General features: G+C 69.4%; 28 protein-coding genes. 17 read left to right on the plus strand and 11 right to left on the minus strand.

Annotated elements, in window-relative coordinates; all coding sequences use genetic code 11:
* Positions 1–201: 201 nt before the first annotated feature.
* The 3 genes from ACLFRB_RS08910 to ACLFRB_RS08920 all read right to left on the minus strand — a co-directional run bounded on the left by ACLFRB_RS08910 (position 202) and on the right by ACLFRB_RS08920 (position 3,288).
* On the minus strand, positions 202–546 hold the full coding sequence (locus tag ACLFRB_RS08910) for a ribulose bisphosphate carboxylase small subunit (RefSeq protein ID WP_411068661.1): 345 nt from the start codon (positions 544–546) through the stop codon (positions 202–204).
* Between the two features lie 51 nt (positions 547–597).
* Positions 598–2,013, minus strand: a complete 1,416-nt coding sequence (locus tag ACLFRB_RS08915; RefSeq protein ID WP_411068662.1) for a form I ribulose bisphosphate carboxylase large subunit — start codon at positions 2,011–2,013, stop codon at positions 598–600.
* Positions 2,014–2,265: 252 nt separating this feature from the next.
* Positions 2,266–3,288, minus strand: a complete 1,023-nt coding sequence (locus tag ACLFRB_RS08920) for a LysR substrate-binding domain-containing protein (RefSeq protein ID WP_411068663.1) — start codon at positions 3,286–3,288, stop codon at positions 2,266–2,268.
* A gap of 194 nt (positions 3,289–3,482) precedes the next feature.
* Between ACLFRB_RS08920 and ACLFRB_RS08925 the strand changes: the two genes are divergently transcribed.
* Positions 3,483–4,628, plus strand: a complete 1,146-nt coding sequence (locus ACLFRB_RS08925) for a class II fructose-bisphosphate aldolase (RefSeq protein ID WP_411068664.1) — start codon at positions 3,483–3,485, stop codon at positions 4,626–4,628.
* A gap of 61 nt (positions 4,629–4,689) precedes the next feature.
* Positions 4,690–5,211: a hypothetical protein gene (locus tag ACLFRB_RS08930; protein WP_411068665.1), complete on the plus strand. Its 522-nt coding sequence runs from the start codon at positions 4,690–4,692 to the stop codon at positions 5,209–5,211.
* A gap of 13 nt (positions 5,212–5,224) precedes the next feature.
* Here ACLFRB_RS08930 and ACLFRB_RS08935 read toward each other — a convergent pair whose 3' ends face one another.
* A complete protein-coding gene (locus tag ACLFRB_RS08935; RefSeq protein ID WP_411068666.1) occupies positions 5,225–6,298 on the minus strand; it encodes a L,D-transpeptidase in 1,074 nt (357 codons plus the stop codon).
* Between the two features lie 120 nt (positions 6,299–6,418).
* Between ACLFRB_RS08935 and ACLFRB_RS08940 the strand changes: the two genes are divergently transcribed.
* From ACLFRB_RS08940 to ACLFRB_RS08955, 4 genes are all read left to right on the plus strand, one after another.
* Positions 6,419–7,660 carry a dicarboxylate/amino acid:cation symporter gene (locus ACLFRB_RS08940; protein WP_411068667.1) on the plus strand — a complete coding sequence of 414 codons (1,242 nt, stop codon included), beginning with the start codon at positions 6,419–6,421 and terminating at the stop codon, positions 7,658–7,660.
* 44 nt (positions 7,661–7,704) lie between these two features.
* Positions 7,705–8,079, plus strand: a complete 375-nt coding sequence (locus tag ACLFRB_RS08945; RefSeq protein WP_411068668.1) for a hypothetical protein — start codon at positions 7,705–7,707, stop codon at positions 8,077–8,079.
* 5 nt (positions 8,080–8,084) lie between these two features.
* The gene (locus ACLFRB_RS08950; protein WP_411068669.1) at positions 8,085–9,305 is read left to right on the plus strand and encodes an NAD(P)/FAD-dependent oxidoreductase; all 1,221 of its coding nucleotides are present in this window, start codon (positions 8,085–8,087) and stop codon (positions 9,303–9,305) included.
* A 329-nt stretch (positions 9,306–9,634) separates the two neighbouring features.
* Entirely contained in the window at positions 9,635–10,078 is a 444-nt protein-coding gene (locus ACLFRB_RS08955) for a globin (RefSeq protein WP_411068670.1), read from the plus strand.
* 41 nt (positions 10,079–10,119) lie between these two features.
* On the opposite strand, the gene ACLFRB_RS08960 is transcribed toward ACLFRB_RS08955, so the two are convergent.
* Entirely contained in the window at positions 10,120–10,614 is a 495-nt protein-coding gene (locus ACLFRB_RS08960) for a hypothetical protein (RefSeq protein ID WP_411068671.1), read from the minus strand.
* A gap of 324 nt (positions 10,615–10,938) precedes the next feature.
* On the opposite strand from ACLFRB_RS08960, the gene soxA reads away from it, so the two are divergent.
* Together soxA and soxX are read left to right on the plus strand one after the other, a co-directional pair.
* Complete coding sequence (soxA, locus tag ACLFRB_RS08965; RefSeq protein WP_411068672.1) at positions 10,939–11,820, plus strand: sulfur oxidation c-type cytochrome SoxA; 882 nt, start codon at positions 10,939–10,941, stop codon at positions 11,818–11,820.
* A gap of 17 nt (positions 11,821–11,837) precedes the next feature.
* Complete coding sequence (soxX, locus tag ACLFRB_RS08970) at positions 11,838–12,536, plus strand: sulfur oxidation c-type cytochrome SoxX (RefSeq protein WP_411068673.1); 699 nt, start codon at positions 11,838–11,840, stop codon at positions 12,534–12,536.
* Positions 12,537–12,603: 67 nt separating this feature from the next.
* Here soxX and ACLFRB_RS08975 read toward each other — a convergent pair whose 3' ends face one another.
* Complete coding sequence (locus tag ACLFRB_RS08975) at positions 12,604–12,906, minus strand: Dabb family protein (protein WP_411068674.1); 303 nt, start codon at positions 12,904–12,906, stop codon at positions 12,604–12,606.
* 194 nt (positions 12,907–13,100) lie between these two features.
* Between ACLFRB_RS08975 and ACLFRB_RS08980 the strand changes: the two genes are divergently transcribed.
* Complete coding sequence (locus ACLFRB_RS08980) at positions 13,101–13,667, plus strand: OsmC family protein (RefSeq protein ID WP_411068675.1); 567 nt, start codon at positions 13,101–13,103, stop codon at positions 13,665–13,667.
* A 67-nt stretch (positions 13,668–13,734) separates the two neighbouring features.
* On the opposite strand, the gene ACLFRB_RS08985 is transcribed toward ACLFRB_RS08980, so the two are convergent.
* Complete coding sequence (locus ACLFRB_RS08985; protein ID WP_411068676.1) at positions 13,735–14,037, minus strand: DUF3817 domain-containing protein; 303 nt, start codon at positions 14,035–14,037, stop codon at positions 13,735–13,737.
* A 350-nt stretch (positions 14,038–14,387) separates the two neighbouring features.
* Here ACLFRB_RS08985 and ACLFRB_RS08990 point away from each other — a divergent pair, with 350 nt between their 5' ends.
* On the plus strand, positions 14,388–15,839 hold the full coding sequence (locus ACLFRB_RS08990; RefSeq protein ID WP_411068677.1) for a catalase: 1,452 nt from the start codon (positions 14,388–14,390) through the stop codon (positions 15,837–15,839).
* A 25-nt stretch (positions 15,840–15,864) separates the two neighbouring features.
* Here ACLFRB_RS08990 and ACLFRB_RS08995 read toward each other — a convergent pair whose 3' ends face one another.
* The gene (locus ACLFRB_RS08995; protein WP_411068678.1) at positions 15,865–16,164 is read right to left on the minus strand and encodes a GYD domain-containing protein; all 300 of its coding nucleotides are present in this window, start codon (positions 16,162–16,164) and stop codon (positions 15,865–15,867) included.
* Between the two features lie 453 nt (positions 16,165–16,617).
* Between ACLFRB_RS08995 and ACLFRB_RS09000 the strand changes: the two genes are divergently transcribed.
* The 5 genes from ACLFRB_RS09000 (at position 16,618) to ACLFRB_RS09020 (ending at position 22,917) form a co-directional block, all read left to right on the plus strand.
* Positions 16,618–18,297, plus strand: coding sequence for an NADH-quinone oxidoreductase subunit L (locus ACLFRB_RS09000; RefSeq protein ID WP_411068679.1), 1,680 nt, complete (start codon positions 16,618–16,620; stop codon positions 18,295–18,297).
* A 1-nt stretch (position 18,298) separates the two neighbouring features.
* On the plus strand, positions 18,299–19,066 hold the full coding sequence (locus ACLFRB_RS09005; protein ID WP_411068680.1) for a hypothetical protein: 768 nt from the start codon (positions 18,299–18,301) through the stop codon (positions 19,064–19,066).
* Positions 19,063–22,173, plus strand: coding sequence for a DUF2309 domain-containing protein (locus ACLFRB_RS09010; RefSeq protein ID WP_411068681.1), 3,111 nt, complete (start codon positions 19,063–19,065; stop codon positions 22,171–22,173). Before ACLFRB_RS09005 ends, ACLFRB_RS09010 begins: the two co-directional genes overlap by 4 nt.
* The gene (locus ACLFRB_RS09015; RefSeq protein WP_411068682.1) at positions 22,166–22,501 is read left to right on the plus strand and encodes a P-II family nitrogen regulator; all 336 of its coding nucleotides are present in this window, start codon (positions 22,166–22,168) and stop codon (positions 22,499–22,501) included. Before ACLFRB_RS09010 ends, ACLFRB_RS09015 begins: the two co-directional genes overlap by 8 nt.
* 203 nt (positions 22,502–22,704) lie before the next feature.
* Positions 22,705–22,917, plus strand: a complete 213-nt coding sequence (locus tag ACLFRB_RS09020) for a hypothetical protein (protein WP_411068683.1) — start codon at positions 22,705–22,707, stop codon at positions 22,915–22,917.
* Between the two features lie 87 nt (positions 22,918–23,004).
* On the opposite strand, the gene ACLFRB_RS09025 is transcribed toward ACLFRB_RS09020, so the two are convergent.
* The 3 genes from ACLFRB_RS09025 to ACLFRB_RS09035 form a co-directional block, all read right to left on the minus strand.
* Positions 23,005–23,466, minus strand: a complete 462-nt coding sequence (locus tag ACLFRB_RS09025) for a peroxiredoxin family protein (RefSeq protein WP_411068684.1) — start codon at positions 23,464–23,466, stop codon at positions 23,005–23,007.
* Between the two features lie 113 nt (positions 23,467–23,579).
* A complete protein-coding gene (locus ACLFRB_RS09030) occupies positions 23,580–24,188 on the minus strand; it encodes a hypothetical protein (protein WP_411068685.1) in 609 nt (202 codons plus the stop codon).
* Positions 24,189–24,446: 258 nt separating this feature from the next.
* Positions 24,447–25,001 (minus strand): DUF1439 domain-containing protein, encoded by a 555-nt coding sequence (locus ACLFRB_RS09035; protein ID WP_411068686.1) that lies wholly within the window; start codon positions 24,999–25,001, stop codon positions 24,447–24,449.
* A gap of 362 nt (positions 25,002–25,363) precedes the next feature.
* Here ACLFRB_RS09035 and ACLFRB_RS09040 point away from each other — a divergent pair, with 362 nt between their 5' ends.
* A complete protein-coding gene (locus ACLFRB_RS09040) occupies positions 25,364–25,561 on the plus strand; it encodes a DUF1059 domain-containing protein (RefSeq protein ID WP_411068687.1) in 198 nt (65 codons plus the stop codon).
* A gap of 178 nt (positions 25,562–25,739) precedes the next feature.
* Positions 25,740–26,144, plus strand: a 405-nt coding sequence (locus ACLFRB_RS09045) for a hypothetical protein (RefSeq protein ID WP_411068688.1), incomplete at its 3' end; no start/stop codon positions are given.

The raw sequence follows: 26,144 nt of genomic DNA on the forward strand, positions 1-26,144 counted from the left end.
GGTTCCGGGCGCCCCGGTCGTTGCGGCACCGCCGCCGCTGGCGGCACGCGCCCCGGGCTGCCCCAGGTCCGCCTTGCCACGGTTGGCCTGGGCCCGGCGGCGGGCGCGGGCGGCCTCGCGCCCGCTCCGGCTGGTTTGCTTTTCAGGGTCGGCCATGGTTCACCCCTGCCTTCGAGTGGATTGGGCTAGCTGGGCGGCCTTTCAGCCGCGGGCCTCGTAGACCACGAAGAACGTGCCGAGGCTCTGGGTGTAATCGTCGAACGCAACGAAGCGCACATGGTGGTCCGGGTAGGCCCGGTGGCAGGCCTCGAGCTCCTCCACCACCTCATCGAGGCTCTGCACCCCGAACAGGGGCAGCTTCCACAGGGTCCAGTACCGGTCGAAGGCCTCGCTGGGGTGCTCGTGCTCGATGGCCGGGGTCCAGCCCTGTTCCAGGGCGTACGCGATCTGATCGTAGACCTGCTCCTGGGAAAAGGAGGCCAGGAAGCCGAAGGTCTCCATGGTCTGCTTGGTGCGGTAGTCCCGCATCTCGTCCGAAATCGCCATGACGAATTCCTCTCGTTGCTACGGGGTGTTCGGGTCGATGGGGTGGCGCGCCTAGTTGGTGTCCAGCTTGTCCACCGTCTCGTAGTCGAACTTGATCTCTTCCCAGGTCTCCATGGCCGCAGCCAGCTCGGGGCTGTTGCGGGCGGCCTCGGTCATGATCTCGCGGGCTTCCTTCTCCACGTCGCGACCCTGGTTGCGGGCCTCGACACAGGCATCCACGGCCGCGCGGTTGGCCGCGGCGCCGGCCGCGTTGCCCCAGGGGTGACCCAGGGTGCCGCCGCCGAACTGCAGCACGGAGTCGTCGCCGAAGATGGTCACCAGGGACGGGATGTGCCACACGTGGATGCCGCCCGAGGCCACGGCCATGGCGCCGGGCATGGAGCCCCAGTCCTGGTCGAAGAACACCCCGCGGGAACGGTCCTCGGGCACGAAGGATTCGCGCAGCTGGTCCACAAAGCCGAGGGTGGAGGCGCGGTCGCCCTCGAGCTTGCCCACCACGGTGCCGGTATGGAGATGGTCGCCGCCGGACAGGCGCAGGCACTTGACGAGCACGCGGAAGTGGATGCCGTGCTTGGGGCTGCGGTCGATCACGGCGTGCATGGCGCGGTGGATGTGCAGCAGCATGCCGTTCTTGCGGCACCACTTGGCCAGGCCCGTGTTGGCGCAGAAGCCGCCGGTCAGGAAGTCGTGCATGACGATGGGCATGCCCAGCTCCTTGGCGAACTCGGCGCGCTCGATCATCTGGTCCGGGTCCGGGGCGGTCACGTTCAGGTAGTGCCCTTTGCGCTCGCCGGTCTTGGCCTGGGCCTTATGCACGGCCTCGGCCACGAACTCGAAGCGGTCCTGCCAGCGCATGAAGGGCTGGCTGTTAACGTTCTCGTCGTCCTTGGTGAAGTCCAGGCCGCCGCGGAGCGCCTCGTAGCAGACCCGGCCGTAGTTCTTGGCGGACAGGCCGAGCTTGGGCTTGAGGGTGCCGCCCAGCATGGGCCGGCCGTACTTGTTGATCTTGTCGCGCTCGACCTGGATCCCGAACGGAGGGCCCATGCAGGTTTTGATGTAGGCGATGGGGAAGCGCAGGTCTTCCAGGCGCAGGGCCTGAATCGCCTTGAAGCCGAACACGTTGCCCACCAGCGAGGTGAGCACGTTCACCACCGAGCCCTCCTCGAACAGGTCGATGGGGTAGGCGATGAAGGCGTAGAAGGCCTCGTCGTCGCCGGGCACGTCCTCGATGCGGTAGGCCCGGCCCTTGTAGTACTCGATGTCGGTCAGCAGGTCCGACCACACGGTGGTCCAGGTGCCGGTGGAGGACTCGGCCGCCACGGCCGCCGCCGCCTCTTCCCGCGGCACGCCCTGCTGAGGGGTCACCTTGAAGCAGGCCAGCAGGTCGGTGTCGAGCGGGACGTAATCCGGGGTCCAGTACATCTGGGCGTAGTCCTTGACCCCAGCGTCGTAGGTTTTGCTTGCCATCTCGGAATACTCCTCGCTTGCCGCGGTTGGGTTGCCGGACGGGAAAGCTAGCGGATCGGCCGAAATAGATTCCAATCGATTCCGTCGATGAAACGCATAGAGGGGCGTGGAATATCCCGTCGTCACGGGGCCTGCGGGCGGACCGCCGCCCGCGCGCGGGGGGGCCGGGAACGCGGTTGAGGCGGGTAGGAAAAGAAGGGGCCGCCCCGTTCGGGACGGCCCCTGGAGGGCAAGCGTTCGGCGGGGAGATCCCTAGCGGTCCGCCCCCCCGTCCGGGGCCGGCTGCGCATCGCCGGAAGGGGGCCGGGACGGCGCCCGGGGCAGGGTGCTCAGGAGCTCCTCCATCTGTTCGGCCACGCGGTTGCCCTCTTCCACCATGAAATCCAGGAAGGATTCGGCGATCACCGACAGCTTCTTGCCGCGCGGGTAGACCGCGTACCAGTGGCGCTCCAGGGGAAACCCCTCCACATCCAGGATGTTCAAGGGCCCGTCCGTCCCCTCCAGGGCCAGGCTGTGCAGCGACAGGACGGAGATTCCCAGACCGCTGGCAACGGCGTGCTTGATCGCCTCGTTGCTGCTCAGCTCCATGGCGATATTCGGCCGCAGGCCGGCCGACTCGAACAGCCGCTGCGTGACCTCCCGGATCCCGGAGCCCGCCTCCCGGGCGATGAACGGCTCCTCGGCCAGCCGCTCGAGGGTTATCCCCTGCTCGCCGTCCAGGCGGTGGCCGTGGGGGGCCATGACCACCAGCGGGTTGGGCGCGATGGGGACGGCCTCGATCTCCAGGCCCTCCAAGGGCTTCTGCCCCATGATGTAGAGGTCGTCCTCGTTGATGGCCAGCCGCTCCAGGACCCGTTCGCGGTTGGAGACCTTCAGCGAGACGTCGATGCCGGGATAGCGCTGCTTGAAATGGCCGAGCACGTGCGGCGCGAAGTACTTGGCCGTGGTGACCACGGCCACCCTCAGGGTCCCCCGCCGCAGCCCCTCCATGTCCGCCACCCGCATCTCCAGCCGCCCCAGGCTGCCGAACACCTCGATGCAGGTTTCGTAGAGCTCCCGTCCCGCCTCGGTCAGGTGGACCTGACGCCCGACCTGCTCGAAAAGCGGCATGCCCACGGCGTCCGCCAGCTTCTTCACCTGCATGGAGGCGGTGGGCTGAGTCAGGTACAGCTCCTCGGCGGCCCGGGTCACGCTCCGGTTGCGGGCGAGGGCCTCGAAGATCTTGAGCTGGCGCAGGGTAACCCGCCGCGCCAGGTCCTTTTCGGCTCCAGGCATTGATTTTTACCTATGCGTTCGATCGACATAACGAATTTTATTTATGCGTTCGAGGCGCCAGAATACTTGCGTGATTTGGTCAGAAATGCAAGCGCAGGATTGCCCGACTGGTAGCAAGCGCCCCCTGACCGGGGGGATAGGAATAGGGGCGGACCCGTGCGGGGGACCCGCGGCCAAGGAGGAAACGGCTGACCATGGCCCTGATCGATATGAACGACATGCTCGCCCACGCGTACCAGCACGGGTACGCCGTGGGCGTTTTCACCGTGGGGGATATGGAGTCCCTGCACGCGGTTATGGAGGCGGCCGAGGCCTCCCGGGCGCCGGTGGTGCTTACCCCCGAGGCCACCGACGGGAGCCGGCTGGAGATGGTTCTTCCCGCCATGGAGGTGGCGGGCCACCGGGCCCGGGTGCCCGTGGCCATCCAGGTGGCGGTGCCCGGGGATCCGGAGGCCGCCGCGCACGCCATCCGGCTCGGCGCCAACGGGCTGCTCATCCGGTGCGGCGGAGACGGCTTTCCCGAAACGGTCCAACAGGCCCAAGGGGTTGCGGACACCGCCCGTGCCTGCGGCCTGGCTGCGGAGGCCGAGCCCGATCCCGGGACCGTCACCACCCCCGCCGAGGTGAGGCGATTCGCCGAAAAGGCGGGCATCGACGGCTTGCGGCTGGCCCCCGGCAAGCCCGACGATTCCTCCGGCAAGGGGCGCGCCGACCCCAACCGCATCAAGCGCATCCACAAGGCGCTGGAGGCCCCCCTGTCGCTGGACATCGAAGGCGGCCTGTCGGAAGACCAGTACCCCCGCCTGATCCGGCACGGCGTGGCCGCCTTCCGGTTCGGCGCCCCCCCTTCCCCCACCGCCACCGAGGCCGAGCGCGCCATGCGGGTCTGGGGGGCCGCCGGGCGCGCGGCCGAGGTACTGGCCCAGTGCACCCCGTGGGATAACGCGGAACAGCTCCTGCTGTGCAACCTCGCGGAGGTCCCGGAGGCCGAGGTGGAGGAGGCCCTGGCCCGGGGGGAGCGCATCCTTCGCCGCATGCCCGGAGTCCGGGAGGCGGTCGGCATCCGGGCCACCAGCCCGGACGCGCCCTATCGGTGCGCCTGGCGGGTTCGCCTCTGCCACCCGAGCGCCCTATCCGGCTTCCAGGATCATCCGGACCGGGCGGCTTTCGCCAACGGCAACGTCCATCCCGCCGTGGAAGGCTGCACCGGGATCCAGTTCCGCCGCCCCCATGCCGGGGATGGTCCGCCGGCGGATCCGCCGGGGCCTCCCGGCCCCCGGGGGCCCTCCGCCGCCCTGGGGCCCGCTCCGGAGCCGGGTGCCTGGAAGAGGCTGGCATGAGCGGGGCCCGTCGCCCCATGCCCCGGCCCATCCCCTCGGGCAGTAGGACGGCGGGCCGGCCGTGAGCCTGCTGGTGGTGGCTCATGCCGGCAATCCGTTGTCCAGGACCTGTCGCGCAGTGGGGCAGTTCCTGGGGTTTCGCCGCAATCAGGCGGGGGCCGCACGGACGGAAGACCCCCTGCTGGGGATCTGGCAGGACCCGGCGCCGGCGGAGACCGTGGCCCGGCTCGGCCAGATGGGGGTGGAGCCCGGCGCTGCGAGCCCCCGGGTGCGGGAAAGCATCGGCCACGAAGGGGAGTGGTACGTGTGCTGGCTGGGGGCGGACCCGGGCCCGCAGGGGGAGGCAGAGACCCTGGACGGGCTGCTCGAACTGCTCCTGGAGAGTGGGATGGGGACCGGGGCGGACCCCCGGGAAGGGTTCGCCCCCTGCTTCGCCTCCACCACCCCGGAGGAGGCCATCCGCGGTCGGGTGGCGCGCCTGGAGGCCCGCTATCCGGCCCGCATCGCGGGGGCGGTCGTCCAGGATCCGGTGAGCGCGTACTTAACTCCCGCGCCCGGGCTCGACGGACCCGACCCGCCCTGAGGGGCGCGGCCCCTCAGGGCCGGATGGTCACCCGGTCGCCCTCGCGCATGTACCGCCACAGGGTCTCCGCGGCCTCGGGCCGCACGCGGATGCAGCCGTGGCTCTCCTTGCGGCCGATGCTGTCCGGATCATTGGTGGCGTGGATGGCATAGCTCTTGCCGATGTTCAGGGCGAACTTGCCGAGGACCCCGTCGAAGCAGCGCTGGCCGTTGGCGATGTCCTCGGCGTAGCGGGCCTCCTCGGCCATGGAGTCGGGGATGCACCAGTCGATGCCGTCGGGCTCGTGGATGCGCCAGCGCACCGCATAGTCCCCCGGCTCGGTGGAATAGCACCGCCCGCCCTCCTCCTCCGGCAGGCAGTCGTCCATGCCCAGGCCCACCTCGGTGGCGTAGACCTGCCGGGTTTCGCCCTCGGGACCTTCCTGCAGGACGCGCAGCTCGAAGGCGGACTTGTCCACCACGATGCGCCGCCGCGCCCCCTCGGGCAGCGGGATGTCGGGCGGCGGGCTCAGGTCGCGGGCCGCCCGCGCCGGCACCCAGAGGGAGCGCTGCGCCGGCTCCCAGCGATCGTCCGGGAAGTACCCGGACACCTCCAGCCACTCCCCCTGGCGCCGGCGCACGGTGAACCGCTCGCCCTCCTCCCAGGAGGCCACGGGCCGGCCCCGGGGCCGATCCCGCACTGCCACCTCCTCCTCCACCCCGTAGGTACGGGCACGGCTGGGCTCCGACACGGGCCGCTTGGGACCGAAAGGGCGCACGACCCGCAGGCGGTCCGCGCGCACCCAGCGGGGCTCCTCCATGGGCCGCCAGCGCTTCTCCGGGAAGTGTCCGGTGACGCGCACCCAATCTTTGTGCCGGCGCCTGGAGGTAAGCATCGTGCCGGCCTCCCAGCGGGCCACCTCCGTCCCCTCGGGGCGCGCGCGCAGGGAGGCCTCCTCCCGCAGCTGGAAGGTCTTGGGCCGGGTGACCGCCGACACGGCGGGTTGGGAGGAGGCGGCATCCAGAGCGGACTGTCCGGAGCTGGCCTCCGCCTGGGCGGGCAGAAGCGGCACCGCCACCGTCCAGGCGAGGCACACACGGATCCACATGGCTCGTTCCATCTCCGCGCTTGTCCGGGGGTTGGGGACACGGCTATCCTAACTCCTTCCGGAACTAGGCGCACGATGTCCGCCGCTCCGCTTCCCGCCACCCACCAAGGATCTCCTCCCATGCCGCACAAGCACGCCGCCGCCGTCCTCGCCGGGATCATCGCGGGGGTGCTCGCCGGAATCGCCATCGGCTGGCAGGGCGGACCCGCCGTGGGGGCGGTGGCCTGGATGGGCACGGTGTTCCTGAACGCCCTGCAGATCCTGGTCATCCCCCTGGTGCTGGCGGCGGTGATCAGCGGCGTGGCCAGCGTCGGGGACATGCGGCACTTCGGCGCGCTGGGCGGGGTCACGGTGGGCTACTACCTGGCCACCACCGCCGTCGCCGTGCTCATCGGCCTGCTGATGGTGAACTGGATCCAGCCGGGGGCCACGGCGGGCCTGGAGGCGGCCGGGGAGCTGCCCGAGGGCATCGCCGAACGGGGCGGCGCCGACGCCCAGGCCTTCATCGAGTCCATCCTGCCCCCCAACCTGGTGGCCGCCGCCGCGGACACCAAGCTCCTGCCCGTGATCCTCTTCGCCCTGGCCTTCGGCGTCGCCATGCTGGCGGTGGGCGAGCCGGGCCGACCCGTGGCCGACTTCTTCCAGGGCTTCAACGAGATCCTCATGAAGCTGGTGATCTGGCTCATGTACCTGGCGCCCCTGGGCATCCTTGGGCTGGTGGCGGGCCGGCTGGGTGAGGCCGGCGGAGGGGAGGCCCTGGTGGGCCAGCTCACCGCCGTGGCCTGGCACGTGGTAACGGTGGTGTCGGGCCTCGCCGTCCACGCCGTGGTGCTGTTCGCCATCCTGTGGCTGGTGGCCGGAAGGGGCCTTTCCTACCTGGTCACCATGCTGCGGGCCCTGTTCGTGGCCCTGGGCACCGCCAGCTCCTCGGCCACCCTGCCCCTGACCATGGAGGGCGTGCGCGAGAACGGCGTGGACCCCCGGGCCTCGCGCACCGTTTTGCCCCTGGGAGCCACCATCAACATGGACGGCACGGCCCTCTACGAGGCCTGCGCGGTCCTGTTCATCGCCCAGGCCTATGGACTGGACCTGACCCTGGGGCAACAGGCTATTGTGTTCGTAACGGCCACCCTCGCCGCCATCGGCGCCGCCGGCATCCCCGAGGCGGGGCTGGTGACCATGGTCATCGTCCTCAACGCCGTGGGGCTGCCGCTGGAGGGCATCGGCCTGCTGCTGGCGGTGGACTGGCTCCTGGACCGCTTCCGCACCGCCACCAACGTCTGGGGCGACGCCGTGGGGGCCGGGGTGGTCCACCGCTTCATCGGCCGCTGGCAGCCGGCCGAAGAGGCCCCGCCTGCCTAGCTCCGGACCCCCGGCGAACGGCCCCACCTTCGAGGAGAAGCGACATGTCCGACGAGCCCCGCAGCGAGCATCCCACCGGCGAGTCGGCGGAGCCGGGCGAGGCCGGCTGCAGCTTCCAGGACGCCACGGAGCTGGCCACCCGCGCCGCCCGGCTGGGGCTGGAGGCCGCCGCCACGCCGCTATCCTGGCTGCCCGGGCCGGCGCGGGAAGGCCTCCGGCACGGGGCGGCCAACGCCCTGCGCGGGCTGGCGGTCGGACCCCGAGTGCTCTCGGGGATCCTGGAGGAGGTGGCCCGGGAGGTGCAGGTGCCCCTGGAGGAGTCCCATCTGGCCAGCCGTCGGGAGGAGGAGCCCCGGGCCGAGGGCGGGCCCCGGGAGGAAGAGGAGCCGGGCGGCTCCGGAAAGGCCGGGGAGGGCTAGGCACCGTGCGGGTCCTGATCCTGGGAGGCGGCTACGCCGGCCTGCGCGCGGCCCTGGACCTCGGTGCCATGCGGGCCCGGGGCCAGCTCCCCGGGGAGGTGCAGGTGGACCTGGTGGAGCGCGCCCCCTGCCACCAGGTGATCTTCTGGCTGCACCAGGTGGCCGCCGGCACCCTCACCCCGGATCAGGCCTGCATCGACTTCGGGCGCCTGCCCCTGGAGGGGATCCACCTGCACCAGGCCACGGTGCAGGGCCTCCACCCCACTCCCCGCCGGGTGGACACGGACGCCGGCACCTTCTCTTACGACGTGCTGGTGGTGGCCCTGGGCTCCCGGCCCGCCACTCCGGACATCCCCGGCCTGGCCGAGCACGCCCACACCCTGCGGACCCGCGAGGACGCCGAGAACCTGCACAACGCCCTGGAGACGGCCTACGCACGGGCCGCGCCCCTGACCGACGCCGCCGAGCGCCGGCGCCTGCTGACCACCGTGGTGGCCGGCGGCGGCTACACCGGCTGCCAGCTCGCCGGCGAGCTGGCCCACCGTCTGCCCGATCTCGCCGACCGTCACGGGGCCCCGCTGGGCGACATCCGTCTGCTCCTGTGCGAGCCCCGCGACCGCCTGCTGCCCGAGATGGAGCCCTGCCACGGCCGGGCCGCACGGCGCATCCTCGAGCGCAAGGGCGTGGAGGTGCGCCTGGGCACGCCGCTGGAGCGGCTCTCGGAGGACACCGCGGTCCTGGGCGGCGCAGGCCTCCCCTGCGGGGTGCTGGCCTGGGCCGGCGGCATCCGCGCACCGGGCCTCCTGAAGGAGGCCGGGCTGGGCGCCAACGCCCATGGCCGGGTCACCGTGGACGCCCACCTGCGCGTCCCCGACCACCCCGACATTCTCGCCGCCGGCGACTGCGCGGTGCGCACCGGCCCGGACGGCACCGAGGCCACCACCCCGGCCACCGCCACCGAGGCCATGAACCAGGGCCGCTACCTGGCCGCCATGATCCGGGATCGGGCCCGTGGCCGCCCCCCGGTGGCCGCCTACGCCCCCACCCGCCTGGGCCTGCTGGTGGCCCTGGGGGACGGCGACGCGGTGGGCACCGTCGGGCCCCTCCCCGTGCAGGGCCGGGCGGCGGGCCTCATCAAGAACGGCGCCGAGCGCACCTACCCCGACACCCTCCTCCGGCCCCACACCGAGCCGCTGCTGGACCCCGACTTCCTGCGCCCCGCCTGAGGGACCGCCCTCGCGGCAAGCCCCGCCAGGCTTCGTCGCCTGCCCTCGGACCCTCTGGCCCCCCGCGGCGCGTGCCTATCGGAAGGGCCCTCTATTGGGGTCGGAAAGCACCCCGCCTTGCCCTTCGGCCTATTGCCCCCGCACCTTAGAAAAAGAATTTCCGAATATAAAAATATAAAGAAATTTTCTTAAAAAACGCCCTCTCAATGGGATCGTTATGCCGCCCCGTCCTCTTGACCTCGAACAAAAAAAATTGCATACGGAATGCTATGCCAGGCTCCGGTGAGCCATTCACCGGAACAAGGGAAAAGAACAAAAGGGGAAAGTCCGTGGCCGATCCGAACGCCACCGCCGTCAAACGCAGCCTGGGCCGCTGCCTTCTGAACGGGGACGTCTTCGGCACCTTCTACAACATCTTTCTGGACAGCGACCCCCGGGTCCGAGAGCTTTTCGCCAACACGGAATGGGAGGCGCAGAAGGCCCTCCTGCGCCAGGGCGTGAACAACGTCATCTCCTTCTACGAGGGAAGCGCCACCGCCCAGGCCGCCATGGACCGCATCCGCCAAACCCACAGCAAGGCCCAGATGAACATCCCGCCGGATCTCTACGACTTTTGGGTCGACAGCATGGTGGAAGCGGTACGTCGGCACGATCCCGAGCTCGACGCCGAGCTGGAGGCCGCGTGGAAGGAAGTGCTCACGCACGGGGTGGACTACGTCCGGGCGGGCTACGACGAAGGGGGAGAGGCGGAGGAAAGACGCCGGGAGGGCTGAGGGGCGCGGGGCCGCCCCTGGAAGAAAGCGGCCGCGCGCGCCTACCGGGACGGGGGGCCGTTGCCGCGCCCCCTCCCCGGCGCGTTTCCGGGGCCCCGTCCCGGGCCATGGCGCTCTTCCCGCACGTTCTCTTTCTCGCGGGAGTCCCGCCGGTACAGGCGCGGGCCGCGTTTGAGGGCGTGGAATTCCCGGGAACCGGGCTTGATCCCCAGGCGCTTCGCGAGCGCACCCCAACCCTGTTCCCCATGGGCCCGGTAGCGCTCCAGGATGTAACCGGGTGATCTCCCCGACAGCTCCCCAAGGCGGAAAACCATGTAGGCGTCCGCCGGCCGTTCCACCTTGCTCAGCACGGCTCTCACCCGGACGTCCTCCACCTCGAAGCGGGCGGCGATCCGGGCCAGGAATCCCGAGCGATCGGCCTCGGCCCGGACATTGATCTCCTTGAGCCAGTCGAACGCTCCCGCCTCGGCCACTGCCGGCAAGGAGGCGAGCATCACCCCCGCCATGGCCACACCCCTTACCTTCTCCAGCTTCATGGGATACCCCCCCTTTCCCGATGGGTCGCGCCTGCAGGGGTGCTTCGCCCCGGTGCCCGCGTCGATCGCGGCAGGAACAGGACGCCTGTCCCGCACCATGTCGAGCACCCCGTCCTTATCCGGCAGAAACCGTATCGGGAAACCGCGCTTGGGGAAAGCCCCGGGGCGCCGGGCTTTCCCACGCAACTTGCCTACCTCCGGCCCCGCCAGTGGACACCGGCGAAAAAGGGGTTCTATGTTGAAAAGATGGAGGCCACGGAGGAGGCAGGCGCCACCTCTGCCGGCACCCGGATGTACCCCCGCCCCGGCCTACAGGAGGAGGCCATGCAAGGAACCGCAAAAAAACTGTACTCCTACGGGAAATGGCTGCTGGGCCTGCCCGCGGCCCTGCTCCTAGGGGGAGTCGCCCAGGCCCAGTGTCTGGAGTGCACCAACGAGCCTCCCCAGGAGATCCTGGAGATGCTTATCGAGGAGACCGGCTCCGACTACCTCACCCAGAGCCAGCAGAACTTGCAGCTCATGCCCGACAACCCCGCATACTTCGTGGCGGAGGACGGCAAGGATCTGTTCCACGAGAAGCGCGGCCCCAACAACGCGTCCCTGGAGAAATGCGACTTCGGCAAGGGCCCCGGCGAGCTCGAGGGGGCGGTGGCCGAGCTGCCGCGCTACTTCGAGGACACGGGCAAGGTGATGACGCTGGAGACCCGCCTGGTGCACTGCATGAAGACCATCCAGGGCTTCTCCGAGGACGATCCGGAGATCGCGGAGCGCCACGGCTCCGACTCCGTGATGATGCAGTTGCAGACCTACATCGCCAGCAAGTCCAACGGCTACGAGTGGGGTCCGCCCATGGACCATCCCATGGAGAAGGCCATGCGGGACGCGGGCGAGAAGCTGTTCTACCGTCGGGCCGGCCCCATGGACTTCAGCTGCAACAGCTGCCACGGCGAGACCGGCAAGCGGATCCGCGCCTCGGTGCTCCCCAACATGAACGAGCCCAAGGAGTGGACCAAATCCATCTCCTGGCCGGCCCGGCGGGTGGGCCATCAGGAGGTGCGCAGCAACTACCACCGTCTGCGCGGATGCTACTGGCAGATGCGGCAGGGCCTGGTTGAGCCGGACTCGGACGCCGCCGTCGCGGTGATGACCTTCTGGAACGACGCCGCCCGCGGCGAGCCCGCGATTCTGCCCGACCTGAAGCGCTGAGCACGGAGGAAGACCGAATGGAATACGGAAGCTCGATACGGACGGGCCTGGCCGCTCTCGCCTCCGTCTCCCTCCTCGCCGCCGGGCCGGCCGTGGCGGAGTCCGCCGAAGGCGAGCGGGCCGACTACACGGAGATGAGCGCCGAGGAGCTGGCGAACCATCTGATCTTCGAGAAGGAAGGTTTCGACCTCGACGAGGAGACCCAGGAAGGGACCACGGTGCGCGAGCGCCTGAAACAGGACGAGCTGCAGAAGACCTGCTCCGCCCTGGAGGGCGGGGACATCGACACCGAGACCGCCGAGAAGGTGCGCGAGATGGCCCGGGAGAACATGGAATACCCGGAAGGCGGCATCGAGCTGGGCGACTGGGAGCGGGGGCAGGAGATCGCCGAAAACGCCTTCGGCTTCCGCGTCGGCCACAAGGTGGACGACCACGGCGAGGAAGAGACCGGGGGCATGTGCATCAACTGCCACGAGATGGAGTCGGCGAAGTCGCACCGGTCCGGCACCATCGGCCCGAGCCTGGCCAACTACGGCAAGGACCGCGGCTCCGGCGAATCCATAGTGCGGTTCGCCTACGAGATGATCTACAACCCCCACGTCAACTTCCCGTGCACCAAGATGCCACGCCTCGGCGCCAACGGGATCCTGGACAAGGAGAAGATCCAGGACGTGCTGGGCTACCTGTTCGACCCGGAATCGCCGGTGAACCAGTAGGGCCAGCCAGGGAACGGCCCCCGGAGATCGGGGGCCGCCAACCCTCCAACCTGTTCAGCCTTCCTGGCTAGACCTCGTAGTCCACCACCCAGCGCCCCGCCGCAACCTCCCCGATGAAGGCCTTTACCGCCTCATGCTCGGGATGGACCTGGTACGCCTCCAGGACCTCCCGGCTCTCCAGCTCGGTGTAGAGGACCACGTCGGCGGAGCTGCCCGTGGCGCTGAAATCCAGCCCCACCTCCACCGTCAGCAGCCCCGGAATGCGCCCCTCCAGGGCCTCCAGCTTCTCCTTCACCAGCTCCGCGTTGGCGGACCGGCTGTTGCCCCGCGCCTGGTCCTTCAGGCGCCACATCACGATGTGCTTGACCATGGTTTCCTGTTCCCTAATCCAATCCGCGAGCGCCCTACGCCCTCTCCCCAGCTTGTCCGCGGGGACGGCAGGCGTAGATTGTAAAGATAACCGCCACCCCGACCCCGGGGCGTGCTGAATCGAGGACCGGGTGCCCCACGCAGCCGGGCACCCCAAACCTGGGGGTAGCGAAGGCACCCCGGAGGGTAACGGAGATGACCACGAAAACCGTAGTGAACGGGGTCGACGTCGACCAGCTGGTGGACACCGTAGGCGCCATCAAGGAGCAGCCGGACATCGCGAAGTTCCGGTTCCGCGCCAGCAACCAGTGGGTCAACGGCGGCCATTCCCGTACCACCATCCAGTCCTTCTACGGCGCCGGCCAGGAGGACGACACCCGGAGCGAGCCCATCGTGCTGGACTCCGACGAGCCGCCGGTGCTCCTGGGCGAGAACAAGGGAGCCAACGCCGTGGAGACGGTGCTCCACGCCCTGGCCTCCTGCGTAAGCGTGGGCTTCGCCTACAACGCCGCCGCCCAGGGCATCCGGGTGGACGGGATGGAAATGGACCTGGAGGGGGACATCGACCTCCACGGCTTCCTGGGGCTGTCGGAAAGCACCCGGCCGGGCTACGAGAACATCCGGCTATCCTGCCGAATCCAGACGGATGCGTCGGAGGATAAGCTGGCGGAGCTGAGCGAGCAGGTGCAGAAGACCTCGCCGGTGCTGGACATCCTGCGCAACCCGGTGCCCACCGCCATCCATCTGGAGAAGGCGCCCTGAGGCCGATGACCCCCGGTCCTCGCGGGGCGGGGAAGCTGGCTTTCCGGCTTCCCCGCTCAATCGGGGCTCAGGCCCCCTCCAGCACCTCCGAGGAGCGCAGGGCCCGTTTCAGCTGGGCGTCCACCACCAGGAAGCCGAAGGGCACGGCGCCCAGCAGGAACACCATCAGCCAATAGGCGATGGACCACCCCCGCCGGTGGCTGACCACCAGCGCCAGGGCACCGTAGACCAGGAACAGGACGCCGTGCGTCCAGCCCACGTAGTACACCGCCTCGTGCAGGCCGAGGTAGGCACGCAGGGGGATGGCCACAAGCAATAACGTCAGCAGGGACAGCCCCTCGATCAGGCTGACGAGCCGGAACAACCTCATGGCGGGTCCTCGGGTTTCCGTTGGGTGGGCAAAGGGTAGCATCCTGGGAGCCCGGGTGGGGCACCACACCACTATTGCGCCTACCCGCCTGCCTCTACCCAGAATCCCCGAAAATCTTGTCCCCCTTCTCCGCGAGGCCATGGGTAAAGCCGGAATCGAAGCCTGCCGTGCGCCGCCCCTGGCCCTGTAGCTTGGGCAAACCTCAGCCCTGCTTCGGTTCCTCCTTCCACCCTCTTGGCTCCGGAACGTTGCATGGCCCCTGATGGACGAATTCTAAAGGGACGGTTTCCGGCCCGACCCTCGGACCGCCTTCCGGCGGCCCACTGACGCCATGCAACGAGGTCTTGACCATGACCGATGAATCCAAGCCCACCACCACCGACGGCGGCGCCCCGGTATCCAGCGATGAGCACTCCCTGACCGTGGGGGCGGACGGCCCGATCGTCCTGCACGACCACTACCTGATGGAGCAGATGGCCAACTTCAACCGCGAGCGGATCCCCGAGCGCCAGCCCCACGCCAAAGGCGGCGGCGCCTTCGGTCGCTTCGAGGTCACGCAGGACGTGAGCGCCTACACCAAGGCGGCCTTCCTCCAGCCGGGCGCCAAGACCGATGTCCTGATCCGCTTCTCCACCGTCGCCGGGGAGCGCGGCAGCCCCGATACCTGGCGGGATCCGCGCGGCTTCGCGGTGAAGTTCTACACCGGGGAAGGCAACTTCGACATGGTCGGGAACGACACCCCGGTCTTCTTCGTCCGCGACCCGATGAAGTTCCAGCACTTCATCCGCTCGCAGAAGCGGCGCGCCGACACCAACCTGCGCGACCACGACATGCAGTGGGATTTCTGGACGCTGTCGCCGGAGTCGGCCCACCAGGTGGCCTGGCTCATGGGCGATCGCGGCATCCCGGCGAGCTGGCGGCACATGAACGGCTATTCCAGCCACACCTACATGTGGGTCAACGCCGAGGGGAAGAAATACTGGGTCAAGTACCACTTCAAGACCGACCAGGGCATCAAGTGCCTGACGCAGGAGCAGGCCGACAGCCTGGCCGGCAGCGACAGCGACTACCACACCCGGGACCTGTACAACGCCATCGAACGGGGCGACCACCCGAGCTGGACGCTGTACATGCAGATCATGCCGTTCGAGGAGGCGGAGACCTACCGCTTCAACCCCTTCGACCTGACCAAGGTATGGCCGCACGGGGACTACCCGCTTATCGAGGTGGGTAAGCTGACCCTCGACCGCAACCCGACCGACTACCACACCGAGATCGAGCAGGCCGCCTTCGAGCCCAACAACCAGGTCCCCGGCACCGGGTTCAGCCCCGACAAGATGCTGCTGGCGCGGGTGCTCGCCTACGCGGACGCCCACCGCGCCCGGCTCGGGGTGAACTACAAGCAGATCCCCGTCAACACGCCCAAATGCCCGGTCCACAGCTACAGCAAGGACGGCGCCATGCGGGTGCAGAACGTCTCGGATCCGGTGTACGCGCCCAATTCCAAGGGCGGCCCCGCCGCCGACCCGGAACGCTATCCCGAGGCGGCGACCTGGTCCGCCAGCGGCGAGCTCGTCCGCCACGCTTACACCCCGCGCCGGGACGACGGCGACTTCGTCCAGGCCCACGCCCTCGTCCGGGAGGTGATGGATGCGGAGGCCCGCGACCGCCTCGTCTCCAACGTGGTCGGGCACCTGTCGGCGGGAGTCTCCGAGCCGGTCCTGGAACGGGCCTTCCAGTATTGGCGCAACATCGACGAGGAGGTGGGGGAGCGCATCGAGGCCGCCATGCGCGGAAAGTAAGGAGGGGAAAGGGCCCGGCCCCGGCTCAGGGAAGGCCCGAGACGACCTCCCGGTATTCGTCCTCGCGGAACAGGCGGTGGGTCTCGGTCCGGACGTTGCCGCCGGCCGCGATGGCGAGCACCATCTTGGCCACCGCCTCCTCGTCGGGGGCGTCGAAGATGAAGATGGTGTCGTAATGCGGGTGCCCGAGGATCCCGTAGAAGTCCTTCATCTCACCCCCCATGGCCCGGACCGTCTCCTTGGCGGCCTCCACCCGGGCCGGGCTCTCCTTGATGTTGCGGATCCCCTGGTCGGTGAACCCGAACAGGATCATGTAGGTATTCATGGTCGCACCTCCGTTCCGGAACCATTCCGGGCCGCCGATCCGGGCCCCGGCAGGCGCGAAGGAGCCGATCCGGCCGGAGCCGGGTGCCTGGACCGGAGCCTGTGTGGCCCTTCTGGATAGGCTCCCGCCACCGGTCCGGGAGGTAAAATGGTATGAACCCTTAGGGAGCCACAACCGGATTCCCCCGGAGACCGCCTTTGAGCGGCTTCCGGCCCCACCTTTTCCCCTTGGGTACCCCCGGGCATCGGTCCTGGGCAATGGGACCCATTCGATTTATCGATTTTTGCCCCGATACCCCCCTTCGTAGACTGAACCCTGCCTCCCGGATCCGGGCCCGACCGTCGGTACGCAGCCCGGCGACGGCAGCCACGCAAGTCCAGCAATCCGGCAGGTCCCGCAGCCGCCCCGGGGAACGGGGGCGGCCAGGCCGCGCAACGGGGGTCGAGGCAGGGAATGGAAGGGCTCATCGCAGTGGTGGCGGCTCTGCCGCTCCTTTCGGCCGCACTGATCCACCTGCTGGCCCCGCACCTGGGCCGCAGGGGGGCCCGGTTGAGCGTGGCCCTCACGGCCGCGACCCTGGGCCTCGCCGCCCTCGCCCTGGGGCTCGCCGTGAGCGGCGCCGATACGCGCCAGGTGGGCCTGGGCGGTGCCTGGGGCACGCTGCTGTTCGACCCCCTGAGCACCCTGATGGCCGTGGTGATCGCCGGGATCAGCCTGGTGGTCCACGTCTACTCCCTGCGCTACATGGCCGACGAGGCGGGCTACATCCGCTTCTTCGTGCTGCTGGACCTGATGACCGCGGCGCTGCTGGCCATGGTCGCCGCCGGCGACCTGGTGACCCTCGTGGTGGCCTGGCACCTGGTGGGCGTGCTGCTCTACTTCCTGCTCGGCCAGGACACCCGCGACCCCTCCGCGCACCGGTACGCCTTCTGGACCCTCATCACCTACCGCATCGGCGATCTGCCGCTGGTGCTGGCGGCGGCCCTGCTGTACCAGGCCCACGGCACCTGGTCGCTGCCGGAGATCTTCGCGGCCATGGCGGCCGATCCGGGGGGGCACACCTACCTGGGCCTGCCCCTGGCCGAGGCGGTGGGCGGGCTGGTGGCCCTGGCCGCCTTCGCCCGCTCGGCGCAGTTCCTGCTGCACACCTGGCTGCCCTACACCATGGCCGGACCCACTCCCGTCTCGGCCCTGATGCACGCCGGCATCGTCAACGCCGGCGGCTTCCTCATCAACCGCTTCGCCCCCGTGTACGTGCACACGGACATCGTGCTGCACGGGGTGTTCGTGGTGGGGCTGGTCACCGCCCTGATCGGCTCGATGCTGATGCTGACCCAGAACGACATCAAGAAGTCGCTGGGCTACTCCACCATGGGCCAGATGGGCTTCATGATCATGGAGACCGGCATCGGCGCCTTCTCCCTGGCCATCTTCCACCTCATCGCCCACGGCCTGTTCAAGGGCACCCTGTTCCTGGGCGCCGGCGGCGTCATCCACGCGGCGCGCCGGGAGAACGGCGCGCCCAAGGACGACCTCTACACCTTCGTCGTGGAACGGCGGCCGGCCCCCGGCCGACTGCCCTGGCTGCTGATGGCCGCCGTCACCCTGGCCGTCCCGGTCTCCATCCTGGCCCTGGCCCATTGGCTGGTGGCCGCGGACTATTTCCAGAAGCAGGGGGCCGTGGTGCTCCTGTTCTTCGGCTGGGTGACCGGTGCGCAGCTGCTGTTCGCCACCTACCGCATGGGGGCCCGGAACCTGCGGCGGATGGTCATCCTGAGCATCCTCTCCTTCGCGGTGGTGGTGGTGGGCTACACCCTGATCAGCCACGCCTTCGACCTGTTCCTGTATCCGGACGAGTCCTTCCGCGCCGGGATCTACGCCGCCGCCGAGGTGGACCCCTTCTGGTTCGATCTGCTCGTCGGGCTCGTCACCGCCGCCATCGTGCTCGGCTGGCTGCTCACCTACTACGCGGAGCACAACGGCCACCACCATCGGGCCGAGGCGCGCCGGGCCTGGACCAGCTTCTACGCCCTGGTTTCCCGAGAGCTCTACCTGCCCGACCTCTACACCCGCCTGACCCGGGCGCTCCTGGCGGCCGCGGGACGGCTCAACGTCTGGATGAGGTGGGTCTGACATGTCCCTGGCGACCTTTCTGCTGGCCGCGGTGTTCCTGCCCCTGTTCCCGCTCAGCGCGGCCTTTACCGCCCTGTACCAGCGGGCCGGGCACAGCGTCGGGCGCGCAATCCTGCTGCTTGCCTGGCCGCAGCTCGGCCTGGCCCTGGCGGCCACGGCGGACGGACCGCCGCCGGGCTGGCTGCTGGCGCTGGCCCTGGGGACGGCGGCGCTCTACGCCTTCCGCGCCCTCGCCCTGCGCGAGCTGGGCCAGTGGACGGCCTTCCTCGCCGCCTCCCTGTGGGCCCTGCTGTGGCTGACGGAGCCGGGCGCCGCCACCGGGACCGCCCACCTGCACGCCCTGGGGATGAGCGCGCCCCTGGCGCTGGTGGCCCTGCTCACGGGCGGGCTGGAGCGGCGCTTCGGCGCCGCCTACGCCGGCCTGACCACCGGCCTGGCCCAGACCCTGCCCCGCCTTTCCGGGGTGCTGGTGGCCGCGGTGCTGGCCAGCGTGGCCCTGCCGCTGTTTCCCGCCTTCTTCACCCTGCTGGCGCTGCTGGTGGCCAGCACCCCGGGCATGCCCGCGGTGAGCCTCGTCCTGCTGGCCGTCTGGCTGCTCTGGACCTGGGCGGGGGCGCGCATGATCCAGGGCCTGGTAGTGGGGGCGGCCGCCCCGGAGGCGCCCGGGTACCGGGTGGCGGACCTGGGCGCGGCCTCCGCCTGGGCCTACGCCGCCGCCCTGCTGGCGCTCGCCGCCGGCGGCCTGCTCCTCACAGGAGACCTGCCATGAGCCTGTCCCTGGGCAAGAGGCTGAAGATCCGCACCACGGTCTACGTGGCCGGGGAGCCCATCCCCTTCTTCTGGCCGATGCGCTCCTTCATCCACCACAACCCCCTGCACGGCCTGGAGCACCTGCCCTTCGCCGAGGCCGTGGCGAAGGGCGAGGAGCTGTTCCACGCCCGGGGCTTCTTGCCGCGCCATCAGTACCAGCGCTACCTCGCCGAGGGCCGGGTGGACCGCGAGCGCCTCGCCGCCGAGGTGGAGGCCTTCGCCGCCGACCGCGACCCCGTACCGGGCATCGACCTGCCGCGCTGGCTCCTGGCCCTGCTCACGGAAGTGGAGCAGCCCGTCGCCGCGCGCCGCACGCTGGCCGGGGCGGAGGACGTCCGGGCGGCCCTGGCCGGCGCGACGCCGACGGCGGACCCCGCCCCGGAGCCAGCGGCCCTCACCGACGGCCTGCGCGGGGCGCTGCTGGGCGAGCGGCCGGTGTACGAGGCGGTGGACGCCCTCTACGGCACGGAGATCGGCGCGGAGCTGGACGAGCTGGTGGTCAAGAGCTGCCTGGATTTCTTCGACGAGGGCCAGTCGGTGTGGGGCATGCCGGGGCGCGAGCAGGGATTCTTCGAGGCCTGGCGCCAGCTCGCCGTGCGCAACGGCCGGCTGGCTCTGCGCGGCCTCCACGTGGAGCGCATTCTGGCGCAGGCCAGCGGGCCGGAGGAGGTGATCGACCGGGTCATGCGCGCCCTGGAGGTGCCCGAGTCGCGCTGGGCAGGCTGTTTCACCCGCGAGCTGGCCCGCCTGCACGGCTGGGCCGGCTTCATCCGGTGGCGCTCCCAGGCCGCCGACTACCATTGGAGCACGCGCTATCCCGGCGACCTGGTGGACCTGCTGGCGATCCGCCTCACCCTCGCCCTGGCCCTCCTGACCGAGCGCAAGGCCCTTGCCACCACCACCGGGGCCATCGAGCGAGCCATCGAGGAGCGCCCCAGGGAAACCTACCTCCGCCACGAGCTCCAGAGCGGGGCCATCCTGCCGGCGCAGGCCCCGCGCGTGGAACAGGCGCTGGCGCGCGGCAGGCCGGGGGCCATCGAGCGCGTCTTCGCCGACTACGTCCGGGCCAAGCGCGACCAGGAGGCCCTGCGCCAAGCCGAGGGACTGCAGGCCCTGGCCGCCCGGTCGGAGGGGAACGGCACCCTCGAACGGCTCTCCGGGGACGCGCTGGGAGGGCTGCTGGACACCCTGGACGCCTTCGAGCGCGCGGAAGGCATGGTCTGGCTGCGCGCCATGGAGGCCCGGGCCGCCGACCGCCTGCTGGGAGAAGTGCACCCGGAGCCCCCGGCGCCGCGGGAGAAGCGCCCCTTCGCCCAGGCGCTGTTCTGCATCGATACCCGCTCGGAGCGGATCCGGCGCCACCTGGAGGCCGCCGGCGACTACCAGACCTACGGCATCGCGGGCTTCTTCGGGGTACCGGTGAGCTTCATGGAGCTGGGCAAGGGCACCGAGACCCCCCTATGCCCCGTGCTGCTCTCGCCGAAGAACCTGGTGATGGAGCTGCCCGTCTCCGCGCCCCGGGACCCGGACGCGGTCACCGCCCTGGAAAAGGCCCTGCACGCGCTCAAGGAGTCGGTTGTCGGGCCCTTCGTCACCGTGGAGGCCATCGGCCTGCTGTTCGGCCTGGACATGGTGGGCAAGACGCTGATCCCCCGGCAGTACAACCGCTGGCGCCGGCAGCTGCACGAGCACCAGCCCGCCACCCACTGGCTGCTGGACAAGCTGAGCCGCGAGCAGGCCGACTCCATCGTGCGCACCGTGCAGCGGGCCGTCATCATCAGCGCGGTGGAGCAGGAATTCGGCCTGCCCCAGGAGCGCATCACCGACACCATGGTGCGCGAGCTGCGCGAGGCGGCCATGGGCAACCGGTCCCGGGCGCCCGAGCTGGCCGAGGCGGCCCCTCTGGACGCCGAGGACGAGCGGGCCTTCATCGAGCGCCTGCGAACGGTCTACCGCATCGACCCCGCCTTCGCCCGGCTGCAGATGGAGCGGTTGGGCCGCATCGGCTTCAGCCGCGACGAGCAGGCCGGCTACGTCGGCAACGCCCTGCGCGCCATCGGCCTGACCGAAGGCTTCTCCCGCTTCGTCCTGCTGGTGGGCCACGGCAGCACCTCGGAGAACAACCCCTACGAGTCGGCCCTGGATTGCGGCGCCTGCGGCGGCAACCACGGGCTGGTGAACGCCCGCCTGCTGGCGGAGATGGCCAACCGGACCGAGGTGCGGGACGCCCTCCGGGAGCAGGGGATCGACATCCCCGACGACGCCTGGTTCGTGGCGGCCCTGCACGACACCACCACCGACGAGCTGCGGCTGGCCGACCTCGACCGGCTGCCCGGCACCCACGTGGCCTACCTCGACCGGCTGCACAACGGCCTGCGGGCCGCCTCGCGCCGCTGCGCCCGGGAGCGCATGCCCACCCTGAAAGACCCCGCCGTGGAGGGGGCGCCCGGCGACGCCTACCGCGAGGCGCAGCGCAACTCCATGGACTGGTCCCAGGTGCGCCCCGAATGGGGCCTGTCCGGCAACGCCTACTTCCTCATCGGGCGGCGCGCCCTGACGCAGGGGGTGTCCCTGGAAGGCCGTGCCTTCCTCCACTCCTACGACTACCGCATCGACCCCAGGCGCCGGCTGCTGGAGACCATCCTCACTGGGCCGCTGGTGGTGGGCCAGTGGATCAACATGGAGCACTACTTCTCCACCGTGGACAACGAACGCTTCGGCAGCGGCAGCAAGGTCTACCACAACGTCGCCGGCCGCTTCGGGGTCATGACCGGCAACCTCGGCGACCTGCGCACCGGCCTGCCGTCCCAGACCGTGCTCGACCGGGGCGCGCCCTACCACCAGCCCCTGCGCCTGATCACCGTGATCGAGGCACCGCTGGAGCAGGCCCGGGCCGCCGTAGAGAACGTGGCCACCGTCAAGCAGCTGGTGCGCAACGGCTGGATCCGTCTGCTCGTCCTCGACCCCGAGACCGGCACCGTGACCGCCTACGAGGACGGCCAATGGCGGCCCCGGCCGGGGACCATCGCCCGCCCCAGCCCCCAGGAGGCAGCGCAGCATGCATAACCTCAACTTCAGCCCCCTGAAGAAGCTCGAGATCATCCTCAGCGGCGAGCACCAGAGCTTCGCCACCGATCTGCTCGACCGGGCCGGGGTGAAAGGCTACACCATCATGCACAACCTCTCCGGCAAGGGGAGCCACGGCTTCCACGAGGGGCACCTGATGTTCAACGAGGACGACGTGCTGATCATGATCATCGCCGCCGTCCCGGAGGACATGGTCGAGCCCATCCTGGAGGGGTTCGCGCCCTTCTTCAGCGAGCACTCCGGCGTGGTGTTCATCTCGGACATCCAGGTGACGCGGATGGTGAAGTTCACCGATCAGGAAGGGTAGTTGCACCCGGCACGCCGGGTCGTCCCCTGGCTACGGGCCGGGGGAGTAAAGCCGAACCTGCGGCTGGAACGGGCTGCGTAGGGGGAGGTCTTCGGCGGCTCGACTGGCCCTTTACGACCGGGGTGCAAGGCCAAAGTGTGCCTTTAAAGTTGCAATCCAAATACGGGTTCCCAGACCCGCTGGATCAACCACAGGAGAGAGAGATGGCGGACCAGCCGGATGAATCCAATATGCCGCACAAGCCCCAGTTCGCGTCGGCCCCGGGGCAGGCCCGCAAGACCGCCACCGTGGAGGACTCCCTGGCGGCCGCGGAAGAGCTGAAGCCCATGGTGGGCAAGGCCCGCCGCATCGCCCGGGAACGCCGCGCCGCCTTGGCCAAGTACGGCAAGATGGCGCTGCCGCCGGAGGAGCGCTAGGCGGGTCCTACCCAGGCCTTGTCCCCGGTCGCCCCGGAACGGGGACCGGGAGCGGGCAAGTGGGTGTCCTTAAGAGTTACGTGCGCCCTAGAACCCCGGGTCGCGGCGGGGCCAGTTCTCGGCGTGGGGACCGCACTCCTCGCACTGGAGGAAGGTGAAGCGAACCCATTCCAGGAGGTCCCGGTGGTCCGGCCGCGCCGCCTCCGGGCCCTGCGTGCGGTGGAAGAGCTCGCCCTGCTCGTCCAACACCAGCACCGCCGGCCGCCGCTCCGCCAGCCGGGCCGTGGCCCCCTCCGCATCCTGGAGCAAGGGGAAGGGATACTCCCCTTCGGGGGGCGAGGCGGCGGCGATGGCCAGCACCTCGGCCCCGGCGGCGCGGTAGTCGGAATAGCGGGCGGCGAAGCCGTCCAATAGAGCGGACCCGGCGCCGTCCCACAGCACCAAGACCAGCGGCTGGCGGCCCTTGAACCGCCATGTGGAGACCACGTTGCCGGTGCGATCGGGCAGGCGGATGCTGCCGGCCACCATACCGGGGGTCAGCGTACCCATGGCGCCCTCCTGCGGTGGCGACTTTCGGAATTGGACCCCGGCGGGAGCCCGAGCGCTCCGGATCCTCCGCACGGCCCCAACAGGAGGGAACGCCACCGGCGCCAAAGGGCGTTTCACTCGGGCGCGCAGGAAAGACCGGGCAGGATGCGGCGCCGCTGCTCATCGCCCTCGCGCCAGCGCAGCTCCAGGTCGAAGTCCGCGCCCGGCGGCCGATCAATGACGATCATCCCCATAAGCCAGTCCTGGGGGGCAAAGCGATGCTCCGCCGGCAATACCGTCCAGCGAAAGGCGGTGCGCGGCCCACGGGGCACGCCCTCCTCTTCCCACTTCCGCTGCCAGTGGCTGTTCAAGAGCAAGGGGGCCGTGCCGCCGCTCCCGAGCGTCCGCCACTGGCCCAGGTCGATCTTGACCGAGCCCTCCCGCCCGGTATTGCCGATGCTCCCCCAGAAGGCGCACCGCTGCGCGACCCGGTCCGCCATCGAATCCTCGAATCCGCGCCCTATGAAGAAGGCCCGGACCTGGTCCGGCAGCAGCTGACCCATTTCCACCGAGAGCCCTTCCCCGTCCCATTGCCACTCCCTCAGGCCCGTCTCGGGGTCGGTTTCCACGGCCGGCCGGGCGCGGGGCGCCTCGTCAGCCTGCGCCGGGACGGCGGAAAGGCCAGCCGCCAACGCCGCGCAAAGAACCAGTAGCCGGAACGGGATGGGGATGATCGTGTGCATCTTCCGGTGCCGCGTTGTGCATGGTGGAGGCCGGCTCCCGGCCGCCGCCGGAGCCAACGGGCGGCCGAGCGCCGCCGTCCCCACCGTTACAGCACTACCTCACACAGCCGTCAAACCGAAAACATCCCCCATATCCCTCCCACCAATACTCCGACGCTTTGAGCGCGGCGGGGCAGCCTCCTTGTTCACTGACATCCCCGATTACGCCCTGGCGCGCCCTTCTGGGTGGCCTTTAGATAATGGATGCAACGGCCAGGCTCAGACCCCCAGCGTCAGCACAAGCTCCTCGCCCTCTACGCGGACATCCTTCAGGACCATGCGCGCAACCGCTTGCTTCCTATCCTCGGGATCGAGGGTATATATGGGCTGATCCTTGTAGTATTCGGCAAGCGCTTCGGTAAGCGCCTTTTTGGCCTTGTCCATATATTCCTCGGATATCCCTTGCACCTTCAAAGCCTCAATAACCGGATCCGACAGATAGAATTGGCCCTCTTCTGCTCTATAGGCAATCCCGGAGGTTGCATCAACAGTACCCTCCAAAGGCTTCGAGCCCTGGTACCCGGTTATATTGAATTCGACGTCCAGGCCGGCCCGGACTCTATCGGAGTCCTCGACGAGATCGATTCTCGGGTTGTTTAAGGTGACCTCAATGATAACCAGGTACGTCTTGGTCAGCGGAAGCTGTTCGTCCAGCTGCTTTTGGATTTCCGGTTCCGTAAGCCGGACAACATACCCCCCGATCGAGAAATAGTAATAGGCCCCGCCCAGCAACAAGAGGAAAATCACAGTGGCCGCCGCTGCAATCTTTTTCACGGGTACGCACCTATAACGTCGCGAATGGGACCACCCCCAAAAGGCCTCCTGAACAAGGGGTTCCGACCCCAATATGGCCCACTCGGGCCGTTCCTTCCAGGGCGAACCGGGTCTCCTCCCCCACAGAACGCCGATATGGGTTTGGAGGCGCCTCGAGGCGCCGTGAAAAGATTGGGAGGCGTTCAGAGGGCCCGCCGGTTGGGGGAAAAAGATATTGACGGTTTTTCCGGTGAACCGAATAGTGGAAAGAAGGGAGTGGGGCCTATCCTGCACGTGCGTCCCCGATGGGCTTAGGGGGACTGGCCAGCCACTCCCGGGGCAAAACGGCCCGGGGACGCAGGAAAGCCTAAAGGAGGGGGCTCATGAGCCGCCAGTACGTGGATTGCCGGGAGTTGCCCAGTGAGATGGCCTGCACGGTATCCATCGCCGCCGATGACCCCGAAGAGCTCATGGAGGCCGCGGTGCAGCATGCCGTCTCCGTCCACCATGAGCAGGACACCGAAGAGCTGCGCAGCAACATCCGCCAGCTCTTTCGCGAGGAGACCTCCCAGCAGGCCTGAACCGGGCAGCGGGCGGTCGGCCTCGCCCTTGTGAGAACCGGCCGCCCCGCATCGAATGCCCATTCCACGAAGCCGCGGCCGCCTTTTTGCCGGTCAATGACCGGTAGCCTGGCATCGCAGAACCCTCCCGGAGAGCCGGCGTCCAAATAGCAGGACCATCCGCTCGAAAGGCCCGGGTATGACCCATACTCCCCTGGATTTCGAGGTCTGCATCCATGAGGCAGGCCACGCGGTGGCCGCCTGCTACTACGGCATCGATTTCCACCGGGTTCTGGTCGACTTCGACCTGGACACCGAGCAGACCACCGGCATGCTCAGTCCGGGCCGCGGCCCACCCACCCATGCCGGCATCTCCATATCCGGGCCCGCCGCCCTGGCCTATTACCGGGGGGAGGCCGAGCACCTCGACTTCCGCGGAATCGAAGCGAGCCCGGGGGCCCGCGGCGACATCCACGCCATCTATCGCAGTTGGTACGGCAGTGCTCCCCGGACCCGCCGGGACTACTTCGGGGGCGAGTTCGCCCGGCATACCGAACGGCTTTTCCGCACCGCCCTGGAAGAGATCATCGAGCCACTGTTCCCC

Origin of the sequence: Thiohalorhabdus sp. (assembly GCF_046545655.1) — a bacterium.
Classification (GTDB): Bacteria; Pseudomonadota; Gammaproteobacteria; order Thiohalorhabdales; family Thiohalorhabdaceae; genus Thiohalorhabdus.

Bases quoted from the DNA above. Each gene is read 5' to 3' on its own strand.
- ACLFRB_RS09020 (WP_411068683.1), top strand. From the start codon at position 22,705: ATGGCGGACCAGCCGGATGAATCCAATATGCCGCACAAGCCCCAGTTC.
- soxA (WP_411068672.1), top strand. From the start codon at position 10,939: ATGCAAGGAACCGCAAAAAAACTGTACTCCTACGGGAAATGGCTGCTG.
- soxX (WP_411068673.1), top strand. From the start codon at position 11,838: ATGGAATACGGAAGCTCGATACGGACGGGCCTGGCCGCTCTCGCCTCC.
- ACLFRB_RS08945 (WP_411068668.1), top strand. From the start codon at position 7,705: ATGTCCGACGAGCCCCGCAGCGAGCATCCCACCGGCGAGTCGGCGGAG.
- ACLFRB_RS08920 (WP_411068663.1), bottom strand. From the start codon at position 3,288: ATGCCTGGAGCCGAAAAGGACCTGGCGCGGCGGGTTACCCTGCGCCAG.
- ACLFRB_RS08990 (WP_411068677.1), top strand. From the start codon at position 14,388: ATGACCGATGAATCCAAGCCCACCACCACCGACGGCGGCGCCCCGGTA.
- ACLFRB_RS09030 (WP_411068685.1), bottom strand. From the start codon at position 24,188: ATGCACACGATCATCCCCATCCCGTTCCGGCTACTGGTTCTTTGCGCG.
- ACLFRB_RS08915 (WP_411068662.1), bottom strand. From the start codon at position 2,013: ATGGCAAGCAAAACCTACGACGCTGGGGTCAAGGACTACGCCCAGATG.
- ACLFRB_RS09000 (WP_411068679.1), top strand. From the start codon at position 16,618: ATGGAAGGGCTCATCGCAGTGGTGGCGGCTCTGCCGCTCCTTTCGGCC.
- ACLFRB_RS09015 (WP_411068682.1), top strand. From the start codon at position 22,166: ATGCATAACCTCAACTTCAGCCCCCTGAAGAAGCTCGAGATCATCCTC.
- ACLFRB_RS08960 (WP_411068671.1), bottom strand. From the start codon at position 10,614: ATGAAGCTGGAGAAGGTAAGGGGTGTGGCCATGGCGGGGGTGATGCTC.
- ACLFRB_RS08935 (WP_411068666.1), bottom strand. From the start codon at position 6,298: ATGTGGATCCGTGTGTGCCTCGCCTGGACGGTGGCGGTGCCGCTTCTG.
- ACLFRB_RS09040 (WP_411068687.1), top strand. From the start codon at position 25,364: ATGAGCCGCCAGTACGTGGATTGCCGGGAGTTGCCCAGTGAGATGGCC.
- ACLFRB_RS08995 (WP_411068678.1), bottom strand. From the start codon at position 16,164: ATGAATACCTACATGATCCTGTTCGGGTTCACCGACCAGGGGATCCGC.
- ACLFRB_RS09005 (WP_411068680.1), top strand. From the start codon at position 18,299: ATGTCCCTGGCGACCTTTCTGCTGGCCGCGGTGTTCCTGCCCCTGTTC.
- ACLFRB_RS08975 (WP_411068674.1), bottom strand. From the start codon at position 12,906: ATGGTCAAGCACATCGTGATGTGGCGCCTGAAGGACCAGGCGCGGGGC.
- ACLFRB_RS08925 (WP_411068664.1), top strand. From the start codon at position 3,483: ATGGCCCTGATCGATATGAACGACATGCTCGCCCACGCGTACCAGCAC.
- ACLFRB_RS08910 (WP_411068661.1), bottom strand. From the start codon at position 546: ATGGCGATTTCGGACGAGATGCGGGACTACCGCACCAAGCAGACCATG.
- ACLFRB_RS08980 (WP_411068675.1), top strand. From the start codon at position 13,101: ATGACCACGAAAACCGTAGTGAACGGGGTCGACGTCGACCAGCTGGTG.
- ACLFRB_RS09010 (WP_411068681.1), top strand. From the start codon at position 19,063: ATGAGCCTGTCCCTGGGCAAGAGGCTGAAGATCCGCACCACGGTCTAC.
- ACLFRB_RS08940 (WP_411068667.1), top strand. From the start codon at position 6,419: ATGCCGCACAAGCACGCCGCCGCCGTCCTCGCCGGGATCATCGCGGGG.
- ACLFRB_RS08985 (WP_411068676.1), bottom strand. From the start codon at position 14,037: ATGAGGTTGTTCCGGCTCGTCAGCCTGATCGAGGGGCTGTCCCTGCTG.
- ACLFRB_RS09025 (WP_411068684.1), bottom strand. From the start codon at position 23,466: ATGGGTACGCTGACCCCCGGTATGGTGGCCGGCAGCATCCGCCTGCCC.